General features: G+C 48.0%; 13 protein-coding genes. 2 read left to right on the top strand and 11 right to left on the bottom strand.

The genetic code is table 11. The annotated features are described in order from the left end of the window. Window positions 1–197: 197 nt before the first annotated feature. Complete coding sequence (locus tag AC4BAP_RS06220; RefSeq protein WP_490581758.1) at window positions 198–680, top strand: hypothetical protein; 483 nt, start codon at window positions 198–200, stop codon at window positions 678–680. A 5-nt stretch (window positions 681–685) separates the two neighbouring features. Here AC4BAP_RS06220 and AC4BAP_RS06215 read toward each other — a convergent pair whose 3' ends face one another. From AC4BAP_RS06215 to hemN, 10 genes are all read right to left on the bottom strand, one after another. Then, window positions 686–1606, bottom strand: coding sequence for a universal stress protein (locus tag AC4BAP_RS06215; protein WP_490581757.1), 921 nt, complete (start codon window positions 1604–1606; stop codon window positions 686–688). A 54-nt stretch (window positions 1607–1660) separates the two neighbouring features. Continuing rightward, window positions 1661–2392 carry a sulfite exporter TauE/SafE family protein gene (locus AC4BAP_RS06210; protein ID WP_490581756.1) on the bottom strand — a complete coding sequence of 244 codons (732 nt, stop codon included), beginning with the start codon at window positions 2390–2392 and terminating at the stop codon, window positions 1661–1663. Between the two features lie 2 nt (window positions 2393–2394). Next, window positions 2395–2874: a FixH family protein gene (locus tag AC4BAP_RS06205; RefSeq protein ID WP_490581755.1), complete on the bottom strand. Its 480-nt coding sequence runs from the start codon at window positions 2872–2874 to the stop codon at window positions 2395–2397. 93 nt (window positions 2875–2967) lie between these two features. Beyond that, the gene (ccoG, locus tag AC4BAP_RS06200) at window positions 2968–4374 is read right to left on the bottom strand and encodes a cytochrome c oxidase accessory protein CcoG (RefSeq protein WP_490581754.1); all 1407 of its coding nucleotides are present in this window, start codon (window positions 4372–4374) and stop codon (window positions 2968–2970) included. Between the two features lie 416 nt (window positions 4375–4790). Continuing rightward, window positions 4791–5999, bottom strand: a complete 1209-nt coding sequence (locus tag AC4BAP_RS06195; protein WP_490581753.1) for a c-type cytochrome — start codon at window positions 5997–5999, stop codon at window positions 4791–4793. Continuing rightward, a complete protein-coding gene (locus AC4BAP_RS06190) occupies window positions 5996–6190 on the bottom strand; it encodes a hypothetical protein (RefSeq protein WP_490581752.1) in 195 nt (64 codons plus the stop codon). The genes AC4BAP_RS06195 and AC4BAP_RS06190 overlap by 4 nt, the downstream gene beginning before the upstream one ends. A gap of 101 nt (window positions 6191–6291) precedes the next feature. Continuing rightward, window positions 6292–8478: a cytochrome-c oxidase, cbb3-type subunit I gene (gene ccoN / locus AC4BAP_RS06185; protein ID WP_490581751.1), complete on the bottom strand. Its 2187-nt coding sequence runs from the start codon at window positions 8476–8478 to the stop codon at window positions 6292–6294. 756 nt (window positions 8479–9234) lie between these two features. Continuing rightward, window positions 9235–9423, bottom strand: a complete 189-nt coding sequence (gene ccoS / locus AC4BAP_RS06180) for a cbb3-type cytochrome oxidase assembly protein CcoS (RefSeq protein WP_490581750.1) — start codon at window positions 9421–9423, stop codon at window positions 9235–9237. A gap of 225 nt (window positions 9424–9648) precedes the next feature. Continuing rightward, complete coding sequence (locus AC4BAP_RS06175; RefSeq protein WP_490581749.1) at window positions 9649–12081, bottom strand: heavy metal translocating P-type ATPase; 2433 nt, start codon at window positions 12079–12081, stop codon at window positions 9649–9651. A 730-nt stretch (window positions 12082–12811) separates the two neighbouring features. Further along, window positions 12812–14182: an oxygen-independent coproporphyrinogen III oxidase gene (hemN, locus tag AC4BAP_RS06170; protein ID WP_490581748.1), complete on the bottom strand. Its 1371-nt coding sequence runs from the start codon at window positions 14180–14182 to the stop codon at window positions 12812–12814. Between the two features lie 280 nt (window positions 14183–14462). Here hemN and AC4BAP_RS06165 point away from each other — a divergent pair, with 280 nt between their 5' ends. Continuing rightward, complete coding sequence (locus AC4BAP_RS06165; protein ID WP_490581747.1) at window positions 14463–15494, top strand: SDR family oxidoreductase; 1032 nt, start codon at window positions 14463–14465, stop codon at window positions 15492–15494. A gap of 59 nt (window positions 15495–15553) precedes the next feature. On the opposite strand, the gene AC4BAP_RS06160 is transcribed toward AC4BAP_RS06165, so the two are convergent. Continuing rightward, entirely contained in the window at window positions 15554–16432 is an 879-nt protein-coding gene (locus AC4BAP_RS06160; RefSeq protein ID WP_490581746.1) for an MBL fold metallo-hydrolase, read from the bottom strand. Window positions 16433–16483: the final 51 nt, after the last annotated feature.

The raw sequence follows: 16483 nt of genomic DNA, 5'->3' as shown, positions 1-16483 counted from the left end.
TTATTTTCCTAAAAATAACCACTTCGGTAAAGAATAACTATGCAATGCGAAATTATGTCCTGTCGTGTTCATGATAATTATCACTTGTATTATTGCCTATAGTCATTACGCCAGCAGCAAAGACTCCCTAACTTTGCCATCATCCATTTATCAATTCACCAGCCATGCGTTCGAATCACCCTGGCTGCCAATCGCTTATGAAAAGCATTTTCATTTCCCTGAACCCCACTAACAATGCCAGAAAAGTAGCTTTGATCGCCGCAGCCTGTGCGCGTGAAACCGGCTCCAGGCTTATACTTTTCCAGTGCTATCACCACTCCGGCACACCCAATCTAGAAGGGCAACCGCTGGAAAGTGAACGGGTTTTGCAACAGCGCCTGGATCAACTAGCCTGTACCATACACCAGCAAAGCGGTGCTTCTGTTAGCCGTTTGGTAAAGCCATACACCGGTTCAGAAAATGTGCTCGAAATTGCGGAACAGCTGAACGCAACCCTGGCCATCGTTTGCAACTCCGATCCTGATGATGCCGATATTCCTGCAGTCTGTTACAAATCCGGTGTGCCGGCCATACTTGTTTCTACTGCCAAGCCACTAGGTGAAGTCCTGTTACGGAAGCTGATCACAGCACATTTATATACACCAGAAACTCCCCCCACTCCCCATCCGGAAGTATGCTGATCCGCTTATTTCACGGTTGTTCCAGCTTCACCCGAAACCAGCTGCTCGATTACTTTCCTGCTCTTGCAGTTGGCACAACCTCCGGCGCACGGCTTGCGCTTCTCCTGCCTGAACGTAAGTATAGGATAGCGTGTATGGTAGGCCATGGTTTTGATGTAATTGCTGCTGAAAAGGCGCTTTAACAAATAGCTGTCCTGGGTGGCAAGTATAAGCATGTTGGCGGCGGCGCTTTCGGCAAAATCGCTGATGCCCTCCAGGGTGTCTTCTTCCTCCAATAACTTCAGTGTCACCTTTTTGCTGCTTAGCTTTGCTTCGATGGCACGCATGGCAGTTTTGTAACTGCTTAACTGCGAACGCTCAGCTGCACTGTATATCTGTACAAGGGTTAAGTTCGCTTTTGCCTGTTCTGCGAAAGCTACGATCTGCTGCAACACCAGGTGCTCCTGGTCGGTAAAATCTGTGGCAAAAACCAGATTCTCCAGTTTTTTAAAAGTTACAGTGCAAGGCATCACCATTACCGGACAGCTTACCAGCTCCATGATGGCAGCCGCGTTGTCCGGGTCGTTTTCCGCTTCATCCTGGTGCAGCACACAGGTTTCCATCAGCACTATGTCAGCAGCGTACTCTGCCACTACATTTGCAACGCACTCGTGCAGGTAACCTGGCCGTACCACACACTCGTAAGGCACAGGTTTATTATTCGGCTTCTGCTCTTCTGTCAAAATGCGTTCCCCGAAAGTTCTGAGCTGATGGATGTTGCGGCTCTGCTGGGTAAAGGTCAGGTCTTTGGTGCGGCTGGTGTGCAGCAGTACCAGTTCTGCGCCCAGGTTACTGGCCAGGTGCCAGGCATAGCGCAACAGTTTTGTGCTTGCCTTGTCGAACTGCACAGGCACCAGCACACGGTTTATATTTTTGCTCTTACACATACGTTTAGTAATAGTTTGGTATAGGGATCGATCGTTATAGTTTATACTTCATGCTTACTCAGTTTTAGCCACGGCAGGCTTTTTACAGCAGCTCATCTCGGTTTTATGCGTACTTGTCTCTACTACTTTCGGGCTCAGGTACGGTATGCCCAGGCCAAGACCGCGCACAATAAAAAGTATGCCCAGCGCCATGCCCACGTAAGGTACCGACCTGTTGAAGAGGCTTCGCATTTTAAGGCTGATGAGCTTACCAGACAACGACACAAGTAGCATTAGCGGGAATGTGCCCAGTCCAAAAAGCGCCATATACAGCATGGCCCCACCAATGCCGGGTGCGCTTATGGCGCCAGCCAGGGCAATGTATACAAAGCCGCATGGCAACAGGCCGTTTAACAAGCCCACCGTAAACAAAGACTGTAGCGAGTTCTTCTGGAAATAATAACCCAGTCTCTGCCTTACCCAGGCCATCAGTTTTCCGGTGCCTGGTATAGTTGCAGATTTTCCTTTAAGGGCAGCAGGTAAAACCAGTAAAAGCAGGATCAGCGCACCCGAGACTATGGACACTGTTTGCTGCAGCCCTGCCATCTGAAGCGATTCGCCGAATGCCCCAGCCAAAGCTCCCAGTCCGGCATAAGTTACGATGCGGCCACCATTGTACAGGAGCCGGCCGGCATAGTAGCGCCAGCCGGAACTCCCGACAAAGGGTAGCGCCATTGCGATGGGGCCGCACATCCCTACACAATGAAAACTACCAATCAGTCCGAATACAAACCCTGCCCAGATCATGGCTATTTTATCTGTATTGTCTGTTCTGCGTAGTACGATTCTTCAGCAGCTGTAAAGCTCACGCTTACTTTCCAAAGTCCTTTTTCCAGCTCCGTTGTTTCTACCAGCTGGCTCAGGTCACGACCCAGCTGCAGTGGCAGCTCCTGGTCCAGCTTGTCGTCAGACGGACGGAAAAGGTTAACCTTTCCGTTTATACTTTGCGCCTTAAAACTTTCCGGTAACTGTACCAGAATATGCTGCGCCTCCGGGTTATAGTTTATCATTACATCACCAGCAGCTTTCGTCCGGCCTATCCTGTCGATCTGGTCCTGGTACTTAATTTCCTGTTCGTAGTAATCCTTGCTAACAAGATCCACGTCCTGCTGCATGGCTTTGTACACAAACATGGCGATGTAGCCCATAAACAACACAATCGCTGCTATAATAGCATATGGCCAAAGGGTAAAGTTTTTATCTTTTTGTGCGGTTTCCATTTGTTTCATTTTTCGTTAATCGTTGTTAGTTGGCCGAACTACCAGGAAGCCCGAGCCTTCCACAAGTCCTTTGTCTTATGTCTTATATCCTGTGTCTAAAATCTATTTCGCCGGCCCTAAAAACTTAGTTTCTGTTGTTGTTACTAGCTCATCTCCGTGGTACACCCCTATCTCAATGTCGGAGTTTATACTTGTCAGATGCTCTTTGGCTATCTCTGTAAAAAACACACCTTCTGCTATCCCCTGTGCCGGCAGCACCAGGTCGTTGCCTATCACCTTAATTGCTCCCTCTTTATTCATCAGCTTCAGGGTAAGCGGCATGTCGTGGTTTGTTTTGTTGATCACGGAGATGTTGTAGAGGTTTTTGATATGCCCCTGTTCTGTTTGCTGATACAGCTGCCCTGGTGTGCGAAGTATGGTAGCTTCGGCTTCGTCACGGGTTAAAAGTAGTGTGGTAAGGGCAGTCAAAAGTATGGCCAGCACAGCGGTATACCCCATCACGCGCGGTGTCAAAAAGGTCCACTTCCGGCCTGTTTCCAATGCCTCTTCCGACTCATACCGGATCAATCCCTCCGGCTTGTCGATCATGCGCATAATGTCGTTGCAGGCATCGATGCAGGCAGTACAGTTGATACACTCCAGCTGCTGTGAACTGTTGCGAATGTCTATACCCGTAGGACAAACATAAACGCACTGGTTGCAGTCGATACAGTCGCCTTCTGTTCTGACCTGGTTTTTGCGCAGTTTGCCGCGCGGTTCTCCACGAGTATAATCATAGGCTACTATCACGGTTTTCTTGTCCTGCATTACCCCCTGCAAGCGGCCATACGGACAAACAATGGTGCAGACCTGCTCACGGAACCAGGCAAAAACCCAGAAGAAAACACCGGTAAACAATAGCAATGCACCGAAGCCAGCTTTGTGCTCCAGCGGCCCCTCCACAATCACTTTTTGCAGTTCATCAACACCGATGATATAAGCCAAAAACAAGTTTGAGATGACAAAGGAGATGAGCAGGAAGATGCTGAGTTTAGCCCCTTTCTTAAGGATTTTCTCAGTGTTCCAGGGCATCTTGTTTAAAGCACGCTGTTTGGTATAATCCCCCTCGATGGCGTACTCAATCCTGCGGAAAACCATCTCCATGAAAATGGTCTGAGGACAAACCCAGCCACAAAAAATGCGGCCGTATACTACCGTGAAAAGTATGATGAAGACTACCAGCGTAAGGAAAGCCAGCACCAGCAGAAAGAAATCCTGCGGCCAGAACAAAATACCGACGAGCACGAACTTACGCTCCACCACATTCAGCATGAGCAGTGGCAAGCCATTGATCTTAATGAATGGACCAGCAAATAGCAACGTCAGCAACAAATAGCTGACAAGCTTGCGATAAGTATAAAGTTTACCCTTTGGTTGCTTAGGATACACCCACAGGCGTTTACCCTCTTCATCAACCGTAGAGATGTGGTCCCGAAACTCATCGGGGGCCGTTTGGATTTTGCTTGCCATGGCAGTGATAATTTGTGCGGATATTACTCCTGCCTGATTATAATTTTGAATGAGTGAATTTTGTATGAGTGAGTGTTATTTTCTGCCACCACTTTCTCCAAAATCTACTGTTACAAAATTCCGCAATCAGCATGTGTAAAAAGATGACGAAAGTCATCTTTCCCGGTGATCTTCATCAGTCACGGCTGCTGACTCAAGTTTTTCAAAGAACTACTGCCCTCGCTCGCCTCCGGCGAGTGTGGGCTATTTTGTGGCGTCCCGCCACCTGTCTTTCATGGTACAAATTAAATTGGCCAGAGGCCTGATTATAACTCACACTCGCCGGAGGCGAGCGAGGGCAAAAGAGTTAGACTATAAACAAAAAAGTTGCAGGCACATGAGCACCTGCAACTTACCTATTCATCAGCTTTTATACTTTACATTTTCTCGCCCTGCGGCTCTTTGGCATTTGCCGGGTTTGTGCCCTGCAGGCTCAGGATGTAGCTGGATACTTCCAGGATCTGATCTTTGGTAAGCTTGCCCTGCCATGGCACCATACCTTTTGCCGGCACACCAAACTTGATAGTCTTGAAGATGTCGTTCACATCGCCACCATGCAGCCAGTATTCGTCTGTCAGGTTAGGCCCTACAGTACCCTGTCCTTCCTGACCATGGCAGGCAGCGCAGTTCGTGTTGAAGAGTGATTTACCAGACTCCAGCGCAGCAGCATCGGTTAGTACTTCATAGTTTGTAACAGCATTCGGGTCGTCAGCGTTTTTAGCGGCGAACAAGGCTGCCTGCTGCATTTCCATCTCATACTCTTCCTCCTGCAGTGCACCTGTCCGGAACACATGGAAGTGCAGCATATAACCGATACCGAAAACGATGGTAACATAAAACATGGCTTTCCACCACGGCGGGAGGTCGTTATCATACTCCTGGATACCATCGAAATCATGATCAGAATGGATGTGGTCTTTTGCCACACCTGTCATCAAGGTTGCATCACCGCGCATCAGGAACAGTACTCGCCCCGCAAACGAACTACGGAAATCTTCATCGTAGATCGAGTCTCCCATCATAGGTATAAAGATGCGGAAGAGCGTAACAAGTATAAGTATGGTGAGCAGGATAATGGATGCGGCAAGTGCATACGTGAACAGCAGCATCGGCGGAAGGTCCAGAAAAGCAACTTCTGTATCTGCTTCTGACAGGCCGGCCTCTGTTTCCGCACCTGGAGTGGACGGTATTTCAGCAGCTGCTACGGCTGGTTTATCACTCTCTGCCTTAATGTATGCGATAACATTTGCCACATCCTCATCTGAAAGCGAGCTGCCAAAAGCAGGCATTGGCACCTTGTTGAATTTCTCGTAAACTGCAATAGCATCTTTATCGCCGGCCTGCACCAACTCCTGAGAGTTCTTGATAAACTTCACCAGCCACTCATCGCCTCTGCGCTTATGCACATCCTTCAGCGCAGGACCTACAACATCGGCATCTATACTATGGCAGGCCTGGCAGTTACCTTCGAAGATAGCTTTACCGGCAACGGCATCCTGTGCCTGCACTGCAGGCGCGCTTAGCAGCAGCAAACCTGCCACCAGAGCAAGGCTGCTTTTTCGTAAAATTGTCTTTAACGAGATCATTGTCTTACTCCTTCCCTTGTGGTGTTCTCATCTTCGTTACCGCAGGCAACATAGCTCATGTCATGCACATGCTTTTTGTCCATCAGGGCCACATACACAATTAACCCAAGGAAGAACAGAAAGAAGATGCCAAACGAGATCAGCGGATATATTTCGATGCCGTCAATGGCTTGTAAAACGTTTTTGTACATTTTTCTAGACTTTGTGACACACGTATCACGTATCTCGAATCAAGTATCACGACTTAAATAATTTGAAAATCATGTGTCGTGATACGTGATACGTGTGTCGGTTATTCTTCCGTTTTCACTTTAATATCTGTACCCAGGCGCTGCAGATAGGCGATCAGGGCAACGATTTCGGCTTCTGGTTTTACCTCGATACCTTCTTTCTTCAGATCAGCCGCGATGCTGTTAGCCTGCTTCAACAGGTCTTCGTTGGCGTTGGCGATGTACTCATCCTCGTAAGGTACGCCCAGTGTTTTGAGGGTCTTCAGTTTATCCTGTGTCGTACTCAGGTCGATGTCCTGTTCAAACAACCATGGGTAAGCTGGCATGATAGAGCCCGGTGACATGGACGTAGGGTCCATCATGTGGTGGTAGTGCCAGCTGTGTGGGTACTTACCACCTACTCTGTGAAGGTCCGGACCGGTACGCTTGGAGCCCCACAGGAAGTTATGGTCGTACACGAACTCACCTGCTTTAGAGTACTCACCGTAACGCTCTGTTTCCGATCTGAATGGACGAACCATTTGCGTGTGACAGTTAACGCAACCCTCTTTGATGTACAGGTCGCGGCCCTGTAACTCCAGCGAAGTATAAGGCTTCACGCTGGCAATGGTAGGAACGTTAGACTTGATCACAAAAGCAGGTATAAACTCTACCAATCCACCGATTGCAATAGCAACTGTAGCGAAAACAGCCATTTGTGTAGGGCGCTTCTCGATCCAGCTATGCCAGTGACCTGCATTTTTAGGAACTGAAGGTACAATTACCGGAGCTTCTGTTCTTTCGTCAGCTACCAGGCTACCAGATTTGGCTGTTTTGTACAGGTTGTACACCATCAGGAATACACCACCCAAGTATAGCACACCACCGATACCACGCAGGTAGTACATCGGTACGATCTGCAGCACGGTCTCCAGGAAGTTAGAGTACTGTAAAGTACCTTCTGCTGTGAACTGTTTCCACATTAAGCCTTGTGTAAAGCCCGCCCAGTACATCGGAATGGCATAGAAAAGTATACCCAGCGTACCTAACCAGAAGTGCGCGTTGGCAAGCTTTTTAGAGTGCAGTTGCGTTTTGTAAAGGCGTGGGAACAACCAGTACAGCATCGCAAATGTCAGGAAGCCGTTCCAGCCAAGGGCACCTACGTGCACGTGTGCTACGATCCAGTCAGTGAAGTGCGCAATGGCGTTCACGTTTTTAAGCGACAGCATCGGGCCTTCGAAGGTTGCCATACCGTAAGCTGTAACTGCTACCACCATAAACTTCAGCACCGGCTCTTCGCGCACCTTATCCCAGGCACCACGCAATGTAAGCAAACCGTTGATCATACCACCCCAACTCGGCGCGATCAGCATTACGGAGAACACCACACCCAGCGATTGTGCCCAGTCCGGCAATGAAGTATAAAGCAAGTGGTGCGGACCAGCCCAGATATAGATGAAGATCAGCGACCAGAAGTGAATGATAGAAAGGCGGTAAGAGTAAACCGGACGGTTCGCCGCCTTCGGCAGGAAGTAGTACATCAGGCCCAGGAATGGCGTTGTCAGGAAGAATGCAACCGCATTGTGGCCATACCACCACTGCACCAGCGCATCCTGCACACCGGCGTAGCCAGAGTAGCTCTTCAGGAAGTTAACCGGCATCTCGTAAGAGTTCACGATGTGCAGCACGGCAACCGTCAGGAAGGTGGCAATGTAGAACCAGATGGCCACGTACATGTGCTTCTCACGGCGCTTGGCAATCGTTCCAAACATGTTCCAGCCGAACACTACCCAGATCAGGGTAATGGCAATATCGATCGGCCACTCCAGCTCTGCATATTCTTTAGACGTAGTGATACCCAACGGAAGCGTGATTACCGCAGAAACAATGATTAGCTGCCAGCCCCAGAAATTGATTTTGCTGAGTATGTCGCTGTACATACGGGTTTTGCATAGGCGCTGCAGCGAGTAATATACACCCATAAAAATGGCGTTACCCACAAAGGCAAAGATCACAGCATTTGTGTGCAGCGGCCTTACACGACCAAAAGTGGTATACTGGTTCCCCATGTTCACATCCGGGTTAGCCAGCTGGAAGGCAATGATCACGCCTATCAGCATACCGGCAATTCCCCAGAACACGGTGGCTATACCAAAATCCCGAACGATCTTGTTGTCATAAAAGAACGTGTCGGTTAACCCCCGGTCCCTGCCTTTCGGCACCACCCGGTCGGGTGCATTTTCCAAGACTTCAGCTACATTACTTGACATGTGCGGTGTCCTCTTTTGTTTAAGTTATACTTGTTTGTTTTGATTATTCTCTCTGGAAATGTTGGTTCAGAAGTATGTGTAAATGCCTGAATCAACACTTCAAAATTCGGTAAGTACAGCTTTTGAAAAGATGATGAATGTCAGTATCTGGATTGATTGATATCAGTAGTGTGAGGCTGGGTGCTGGAAACGAAATTTTATAGCGTTGGCTGTTAAGACAACTTGAGTAAATTTCTGGTTATGAATCGAATTTCTGTACTCCCTCAGTCTAACAGGCTTATAGTTTCATCTCAGGCTTGCTGCGCTCAAGGCCGCGAGGCCTCGCCTTTGGGCATCGCGCTGTCTATTGAAGCTGCTCCTCGCTCCGCTGCGGGCTGCCCTAGCGGGCACCGCAACAATAGAAGGCGCTCTTTATCGAGGGCCCCTTCCCCCACCCAAAGGCTGGGATCGACACTTCTTAGCTGAAGGCTGTTGCAATTGGCCAGCAAGGATATATTTTGATTCGTAGGGACAGGTCGAGACCTGTCCAAGGATTGACTTCTTCAATGAAAATGAAAGCTCGCTAAAGAAAAGGCCTAAATTCCCCTCTTGAGAGGGGTGAAGGGGTGTGTTTACACCTGCTGGAGTAAACCTATTCAGAAATTCATTTAGAATGGGCAGTATTTAGACCTTCGTAGGATAAGACCTGCCCAAAGATTTGACAAGTGAGGCTTAAACGATTAGTAGTAAGCCCCGGAACCACATAAAGTATAACCCCTAAGCCCGCTGCGGCTTAGGGGCCTCTTTACCTTTAACAGTTGGCGCTGTTTCATTATCAAATAACATGCGTACGGCTGGTGTATAATCATCGTCGTACTGCCCAGACCTGACAGCCCACAGAAATGCTCCCAGAAACAATGCCGCTACTGAGATGCTGATGGCGATCATTAAAAAGATGATGTACATGGCTTTTTAATTATGAATGATGAATTATTAATTATGAATTAGTAATTAGTTCTAAGACCTCGCAGCGTGCGCAGCTCCTGCGAGTGTCTTGCAAATAAAACAAGTAAATTTTGAATGAGCGGATGAGTGCATGAGTGAATACTAACTCTCAAACTCTCTAACTTTTTAACTCACTACCTCACAAGACACTCGCAGGAGCTGCGCACGCTGCGAGGTCTTATGTATTTACAATCCTGCCCGTTTGGATGCAAACTTGACGGAGAGGGTGGCGAAGATGATCACGCTCAGTGAGCTGATCGGCATAAGTATAGCAGAAGCGATTGGCGAGAACAAACCCTGCACTGCCAGTGACAGACCAATAACATTGTATACCAGCGACACAGCGAAGGTGGCAAGTATAATGCGCATCGACTTTTTGGAAAAGGCCAGGAACCTGCTCAGTTTATCGAATGCGGTGGCATCAAGTATAGCATCGCATGACGGTGAGAAATTAGTCACGCTGTTAGTCAGGGCTATTCCTACATCGCTTTGTTTTAAGGCACCGGCATCGTTCAGTCCGTCTCCTACCATCAGTACCTGGTGCTGCTTCTCCTGAAGAACTTGAATACTTTGCAGCTTCTGTACCGGCGACTGATTAAATACCAGTTCCGCTTCCGGCCCCAGCAACTCTCGCAGCCTCGCCGCTTCGTGGTCGTTGTCGCCGGAAAGCACCGCTACTTTTTTGTCAGACAGATCAGTAAGTATACTCTTCAGGCCTTTTCGATAAACGTTGTAGAAAGTATAATATCCCAGCACCACTCCATCAACCGAAACATAAACTGTTGTTTTCAGAGTGTCTGTAGCTTTATCGGCAGGTATGCCAAGGTAGGTTGCAGAGCCAACCCTGATCAGTTGCCCATTGACTTCTCCGGATACTCCCTTGCCAGCATACTCTTTAAAGTTGTAAACTTGATATGGAGTTACTTTCAGGTTATCACTGATGCGCTGGCTAAGCGGGTGAGTAGAGTGACGCAATACTGAAAGTATACTTTTTTCCTGATCCGCTGACAGTGCCTTTCCAGAGTAGCTGACTTCTGCAGCACTAGGCTCTGTGAGGGTGCCGGTTTTATCGAACACTACTGTGTCTATTTTGGCCAGCGTTTCTACAACCGATGTGTTCTTAAGATAGAATTTGTTCCGGCCAAACACCCGCATGGTATGGCCATGCACAAAAGGCGTAGCCAGCGAAAGGGCGCATGGGCAGGCAATAATTAAAACCGAAGTAAAGGCACGCATCGCCATGTCCATATCCCGGGGAACCCAGAACAGCAGTGTTCCGACGGCTACAATTAGCGTAACGATAACGAACCATTTGCCTGCCACGTTGGCGTACGTTGCCACAGACTGTTTCTCCTCTTTAGAAAAGGCGCTGTCGTTCCAGAGTTGCGTCAGGTACCCCTGCGAAACTTCCTTCACCACCTCCAGTTCCAGGCTCTCTCCTACCTGTCGTCCGCCGGCATAAATCACTTCCCCTGCCACTTTCTCCTCCAACTCCGACTCACCTGTAACAAAGCTGTAGTCGATCATGGCTTTGCCGCGCAGCAGTATGGCATCGGCAGGTATAAGCTCCTGGTTTCGGATGCGGATACGATCACCGACTTTCAGGTTACGCACTGCTGTTGCCTCTTCCTGACCATCTTTCAGCACGGTTACAGATACCGGAAAGTATGACGTATAATCCCGCTCAAAAGAAAGGGAGTCGTATGTTCTCTGTTGAAAATATTTACCGATCAGCATGAAGAAAACAAGTCCGGTGAAGGAATCCAGGTAGCCGGGTCCTGTACCGGATAGCACTTCGTAAAGGCTTACAAAAAACAGGGCAGTCAGGCCAAGGGCTATCGGGAAATCAATGTTTACAAAACGCTGCTTCAGCCCTTCCCACGCAGAAGTATAAAAGCCCCTCGCACTGTAAAACAGCACCGGCAGCGAAAGTATAAGGCTTAAGTAGCCAAAGAAAGAGCCGAATGTGCGCTGCAACCCATCTGTTACAGCCAGGTAATCCGGGAAGGCGAGCAACATAACGTTACCAAAGCAAAAGCCGGCAATGCCCAGTTTATAGATAATCGTGTGGCTTTGCTTCTTTACCTTCTTGCCATCTGTATCGGCTAGTGTTATTTCCGGTTCGTAGCCGATGCGGGCCAAAAGGGCAACAACTTCACGCAGGCTTGTTTTGTTATGGAAGTATGTAAGCGAAATCTCTTTGCGCAGAAAATTTACTGTAGACTCCGAAATGCCGGGATTCAGCTTAAACAGGTTCTCCAGCAGCCAGATACAGGAGCTGCAGTGCATCTGTGGCACGTAAAAAGTCAGTTTGCAAATAGAATCGTTACGGAAGTTTACAAGATGGGCTTCTACGCCGGCATCATCGAGGTAGGCAAACCGCGCTTCTGAAAGATTTGATTTACCTGTGATGCCAGGGTTCTGCTCCAGGTTATAGTAGGTGCAGAGGTTGTTTTCCTCCAGCAGCTCATACACGGTTTTGCACCCGGAGCAGCAAAATGCTTTATCGTGTGCTATGATCAGCTCCTCAGCGCAGGAATCCCCGCAATGGTAGCAGTTCTGAACATTGGTTTGGAGTGCGGCTTCCATCTCAATTTCCCTTTTTATGGTACTTAACAAAGTTAAATGGAAGCATACCCTTAAAAGATGATATGTATCAGCTTTTAGGTTGATGCTTGTCAGTTGGTTGCCTGTAAGAGATCTATACTTTTGTAGTGTTACAAATAAGCGTTGCAGGCCAAGGTCCTGCCGAGGAGACTCTCAGGAGTCCAACTTGTAACGATATTTTCTTTTGAAAAAAGGAGAAAGTATAAGGGCATTAGCTCTGCGATTTTTTAGAGTTTAGTTTAGTAAATGGTATATATTCGGCCTCACCTGGCCGTTTTAAAAGCAGGTTGCTTTGCAGCCTGCTTTTCCTGTTAATAAGGATTCGCCTGGACCAGGATCTGCAGGATCAGAGTATAAACAGAACTAACTTAAGCACCGGGTCCAACCACCCCTAACCCCTCCTTGTCTAAGGCGGGGAATTTTGTTCTTACCTCGGCTTAAGTATAAACTCTGTAGTTGGTGTTTAACCTACCTTCCCGCAAGATCCTTTCTGGATGACAAAGAGCAAATGAGTTTACTTGAGCAGCCGCAGAATCATTAGTAAAAATTCCCCGCCTTAGACAAGGGGTTAGGGGTGGTTTGACCCGGTAATGCAAAAGCGAGTCTGGAGACTCGCACGCACCTGGCGGCACCAACTGGATGCTGGCGCCAGTACCTGTATTTTAAACTCAGGACACAGCAAATAAAAATACCCCAGCACCTTTCAGCACCAGGGCATTTCCACTAAATCACTATGTCTAACTTATATCGCTTTGCTGAAAACCTGTTGCTCAGTGGGTGCTGTTTCCATTAGTTTTAAATCGAAAACCATACAGATGTTTCTGGTAAAAGCCTTGCCCTGAGATGTTACAATTAGTTTATTATCTGATAATTCCAGCAAGCCTTCCTGCTCCATTTCCTGGAGTTGGGCATAATCATTGTTCGGTAAAATAGACAGCAGCTTTTCATTTAACAGCAACTCCCCTTTGCAGGCAATGCTAAGTATAGCTTCTTTCAAAAGGAGGTCATCCTCGGTCAGGAAATGCCCTTTAAGTATAGCCAACTCTCCGCCAAGCACTGCCTCTTTATAGGATTCCACTTTTTTAAGGTTCTGCAAGTAGCCATACTTGGCATCGCTGATGGATGAGGTTCCAAGCCCAAGTAACAGATCGGTTTGGCAAGTGGTATATCCCATAAAATTGCGGTGTAGCTCTTTGTTTTGCCATGCTTTGTACAAGGCATCACCTGGCAATGCAAAATGGTCCATGCCGATATCGGTATAACCAAGCGATTTCAGTTTTGTTAGGCCCAGTTCATATAAGGCACGTTTTTCAGCATTGTCTGGCAGGTCTTTGTCGGAGTAGCTACGCTGGCCCGGTTTTACCCATGGTACATGCGCATACGAGTAAAAGGCAATCCGGTCAGGCATCAGTTCCGCAACTTTGTCTATCGTTTCGCCAACGCTTTGCATGGTCTGGTAAGGCAAGCCGTAGATCAGGTCAAAATTAACCGACTCATAGCCGATACGGCGGGCTTCATCGGTAACGTGCTTTACATTCTCGAAGGGCTGAATACGGTTAATGGTAAGCTGTACTTTCGGATTAAAGTCCTGAATACCGTAACTCACTCTCCTGAAGCCAAGATCGTAAAGTGTTTGCAAATGTTCGGTTGTGGTGTTATTTGGGTGGCCTTCAAAGCTAAACTCTTTTTGAGGGTGAAGTATCGCTCCTTCATAAATTCCCTCCAGCAGTTTGCGCAGGTTCTCAGGTTTAAAGAAAGTAGGGGTTCCTCCTCCAAGATGCAACTCCCGGATAACTGGCTTTTCGGTGAACTGCTGCAAGTATAAACTCCACTCGGCAAGTATGGCCTGTATGTAACCTTCCTCTACACTGTGGTTTTTGGTGATGCGTGTATTGCAGCCGCAGTAGGTACATAGCACCTCGCAAAATGGCAGGTGGATGTACAGACTGATCCCTTTAGTGGCATTAGACGCATCAAAAGTATACTTTACTATATCCATCCATTGCTGCGCATGCGGCACCTGCTTGTCCCAGTAAGGCACGGTAGGATAGCTGGTGTAACGTGGCGCTGGTACGTTATACTTCTGGATGAGATATTCCTGGGTTGCGTTCATGGTCAAAAGCCGTTGCTACATGCAGCAAAGTTCAGGAAAACCCCAGGCAGCCTTTATGACATTTCTTATCCCGGAAAGTGATCTTTATCAGTTTTTGATCTTTACACTTTGATTTACACTCAAATTATACGTGCGTTCACATGTTTGAATAATACGTTGAGGCGCTGTTTAAGCCCACTTACACAACCAGGCTATGAGATTTGTGCTGCACACCGTATGTATACTATTGTGCGGATTTAACCAGCACAGAAGTATAACCCTCTAAAACAGACTTATTAATATGGCATTACAGCTTAAACCACTCAAAGATCAGGTAATTGTGATAACAGGCGCCTCCAGCGGCATCGGACTTGCTACGGCGCTGAGGGCGGCAAAAAAAGGCGCCAGGGTAGTGTTGGCATCACGCAACGGCGAGGCCCTTGCCAAAATTGAGCAGCAGATAAAAGACGAAGGCGGCGAGGCTATACATGTGGTGGCCGATGTGGGCAAACAATCGGATGTGCATAAAATCTCAGATGCCGCCCTTGGCCGCTTCGGTGGTTTCGACACATGGGTAAACGATGCCGGGGTTTCGATCTACGGACGCCTGGAGGAAGTATCGGATGAGGATAACCGCCGGCTTTTCGATACGAATTTCTGGGGACTGGTGTACGGGTCGCTTGCGGCTGCCCAACATTTAAAATCGCGTGAGGGTGGTGCTATTATAAACATCGGAAGTGTATTGTCGGATGTGGCTATTCCAATACAGGGGATGTACAGCGCCAGCAAGCATGCAGTAAAAGGATTTACCGATGCCCTCCGGTTAGAGCTGGAAGAAGAGCAGGCTCCTATCTCAGTTACCCTGATCAAACCGGCAGCCATAAACACCCCTTACACCCAGCATGCCCGCAACTACATGGACCAGGAGCCAACCCTACCCCCTCCCGTTTACCAGCCTGAGGAAGTGGCCGATGCTATACTTTATGCAGCCGCTCACCCACAGCGCGATATTTTTATTGGTAGTGGCGGCAAATTTATGAGCAGTCTGAACAAGTATGCGCCTAATGCTATGGATTGGTACAGCGAAACACTGCTGGTTGATCAGCAGAAAAAGAACGAACCTGCACGACACCACGAAGGCTCTCTGCACCACCCAGGCCAGGACGGCGAAATTTACGGTAACTACGATGGCCATGCCATGAAGAGCATTTATACCAGATCCAAGATAAACCCAGTGATTACGGGTGTTGCCATAGCCACGGCGAGTGCGGCAGCCCTGGCCCTAATCGGTAAAAACAGGCTTGAAAAGCTAGACAGAAACTTGAAAAAATAACGTATAAGTATAAAAGAAGGCGCTTTTTCAGGCGCCTTCTTTTATACTTATACGTTTCGTTAAAATAACTCCAGCTGGTTGTCTGCTACCTTTGCTTTGCTCTTTGGTTTTGCAGCTTTAATTATCGGTGCCGGCACAAATGGCACAGCAGGCTCTACACAAACATCGTTACTGCTTGATATCCTGAAAACAGGTGTTTCCTGGTAACGGGAGGCCACCACAATCTCGGTTCCGGCTGCATGTTCGTTAAATAGCGTTTCTACGAGCTTTGGGCAATTGTTATTTTTAGAGAGGTGTGCCAGCAGCACATGACTCATGTATTCAGATTTATAGGCTGTAAACAGGTTTAAGGCCTGTCGGTTGGATAAATGGCCTTTACCACCACTGATCCTGTGTTTCAGGTGGTATGGATAATATCCTTCTGCCAACATCACTTCATCATAATTTGCCTCAAGTATGGCTGCATGGCACTGGCTAAAGTAATGGATCAGCTGCTCGCAGGGTGCCCCGATATCCGTGAACACGCCTACTTTTGTGCCCTGGTAAGAAACCACAAAACTATAAGGGTCTATAGCATCGTGTAGTTTTGGAAAACCGATTACTTCCAGGTTGCCTATTGTTACAGGCTGCTGTGCATAAAACGTTTCAACCGGAAAACTTACCTCCTCAAATCTGGCCCTCCGTAAAGTATGGGGCGTAATATAAACCGGCAGCTGGTGCTTTTTGGCCAGTACCGGTATACCTTTGATGTGGTCGGAGTGCTCATGCGACACAAAAATGGCCTTCACCTTCTGCATCGAAAGTCCCAGCCGGGCCATACGCCTTTCGGTTTCCCGGCACGAGATGCCCGCGTCTACAAGTATAGCCTCCTGTTGGTTGCCAATGTAATAACAGTTACCGTTGCTGCCGGAGTTTAGGGATGTTATGTAAAGATGCATGTATTACAAAAAGAGCTTAGCCCCTCCTGGTCTATTTTTTAAGTTTAAGTT

Source organism: Pontibacter sp. GD7, assembly GCF_058216375.1.
The sequence above is the reverse complement of the archived record's forward strand: the minus strand, read 5'-3'. Positions and strand labels throughout refer to the sequence as shown.

Coding starts and splice junctions, on each gene's coding strand:
- AC4BAP_RS06220 (WP_490581758.1), top strand. CDS start 198: ATGAAAAGCATTTTCATTTCCCTGAACCCCACTAACAATGCCAGAAAA.
- AC4BAP_RS06215 (WP_490581757.1), bottom strand. CDS start 1,606: ATGTGTAAGAGCAAAAATATAAACCGTGTGCTGGTGCCTGTGCAGTTC.
- AC4BAP_RS06210 (WP_490581756.1), bottom strand. CDS start 2,392: ATGATCTGGGCAGGGTTTGTATTCGGACTGATTGGTAGTTTTCATTGT.
- AC4BAP_RS06205 (WP_490581755.1), bottom strand. CDS start 2,874: ATGAAACAAATGGAAACCGCACAAAAAGATAAAAACTTTACCCTTTGG.
- ccoG (WP_490581754.1), bottom strand. CDS start 4,374: ATGGCAAGCAAAATCCAAACGGCCCCCGATGAGTTTCGGGACCACATC.
- AC4BAP_RS06195 (WP_490581753.1), bottom strand. CDS start 5,999: ATGATCTCGTTAAAGACAATTTTACGAAAAAGCAGCCTTGCTCTGGTG.
- AC4BAP_RS06190 (WP_490581752.1), bottom strand. CDS start 6,190: ATGTACAAAAACGTTTTACAAGCCATTGACGGCATCGAAATATATCCG.
- ccoN (WP_490581751.1), bottom strand. CDS start 8,478: ATGTCAAGTAATGTAGCTGAAGTCTTGGAAAATGCACCCGACCGGGTG.
- ccoS (WP_490581750.1), bottom strand. CDS start 9,423: ATGTACATCATCTTTTTAATGATCGCCATCAGCATCTCAGTAGCGGCA.
- hemN (WP_490581748.1), bottom strand. CDS start 14,182: ATGAACGCAACCCAGGAATATCTCATCCAGAAGTATAACGTACCAGCG.
- AC4BAP_RS06165 (WP_490581747.1), top strand. CDS start 14,463: ATGGCATTACAGCTTAAACCACTCAAAGATCAGGTAATTGTGATAACA.
- AC4BAP_RS06160 (WP_490581746.1), bottom strand. CDS start 16,432: ATGCATCTTTACATAACATCCCTAAACTCCGGCAGCAACGGTAACTGT.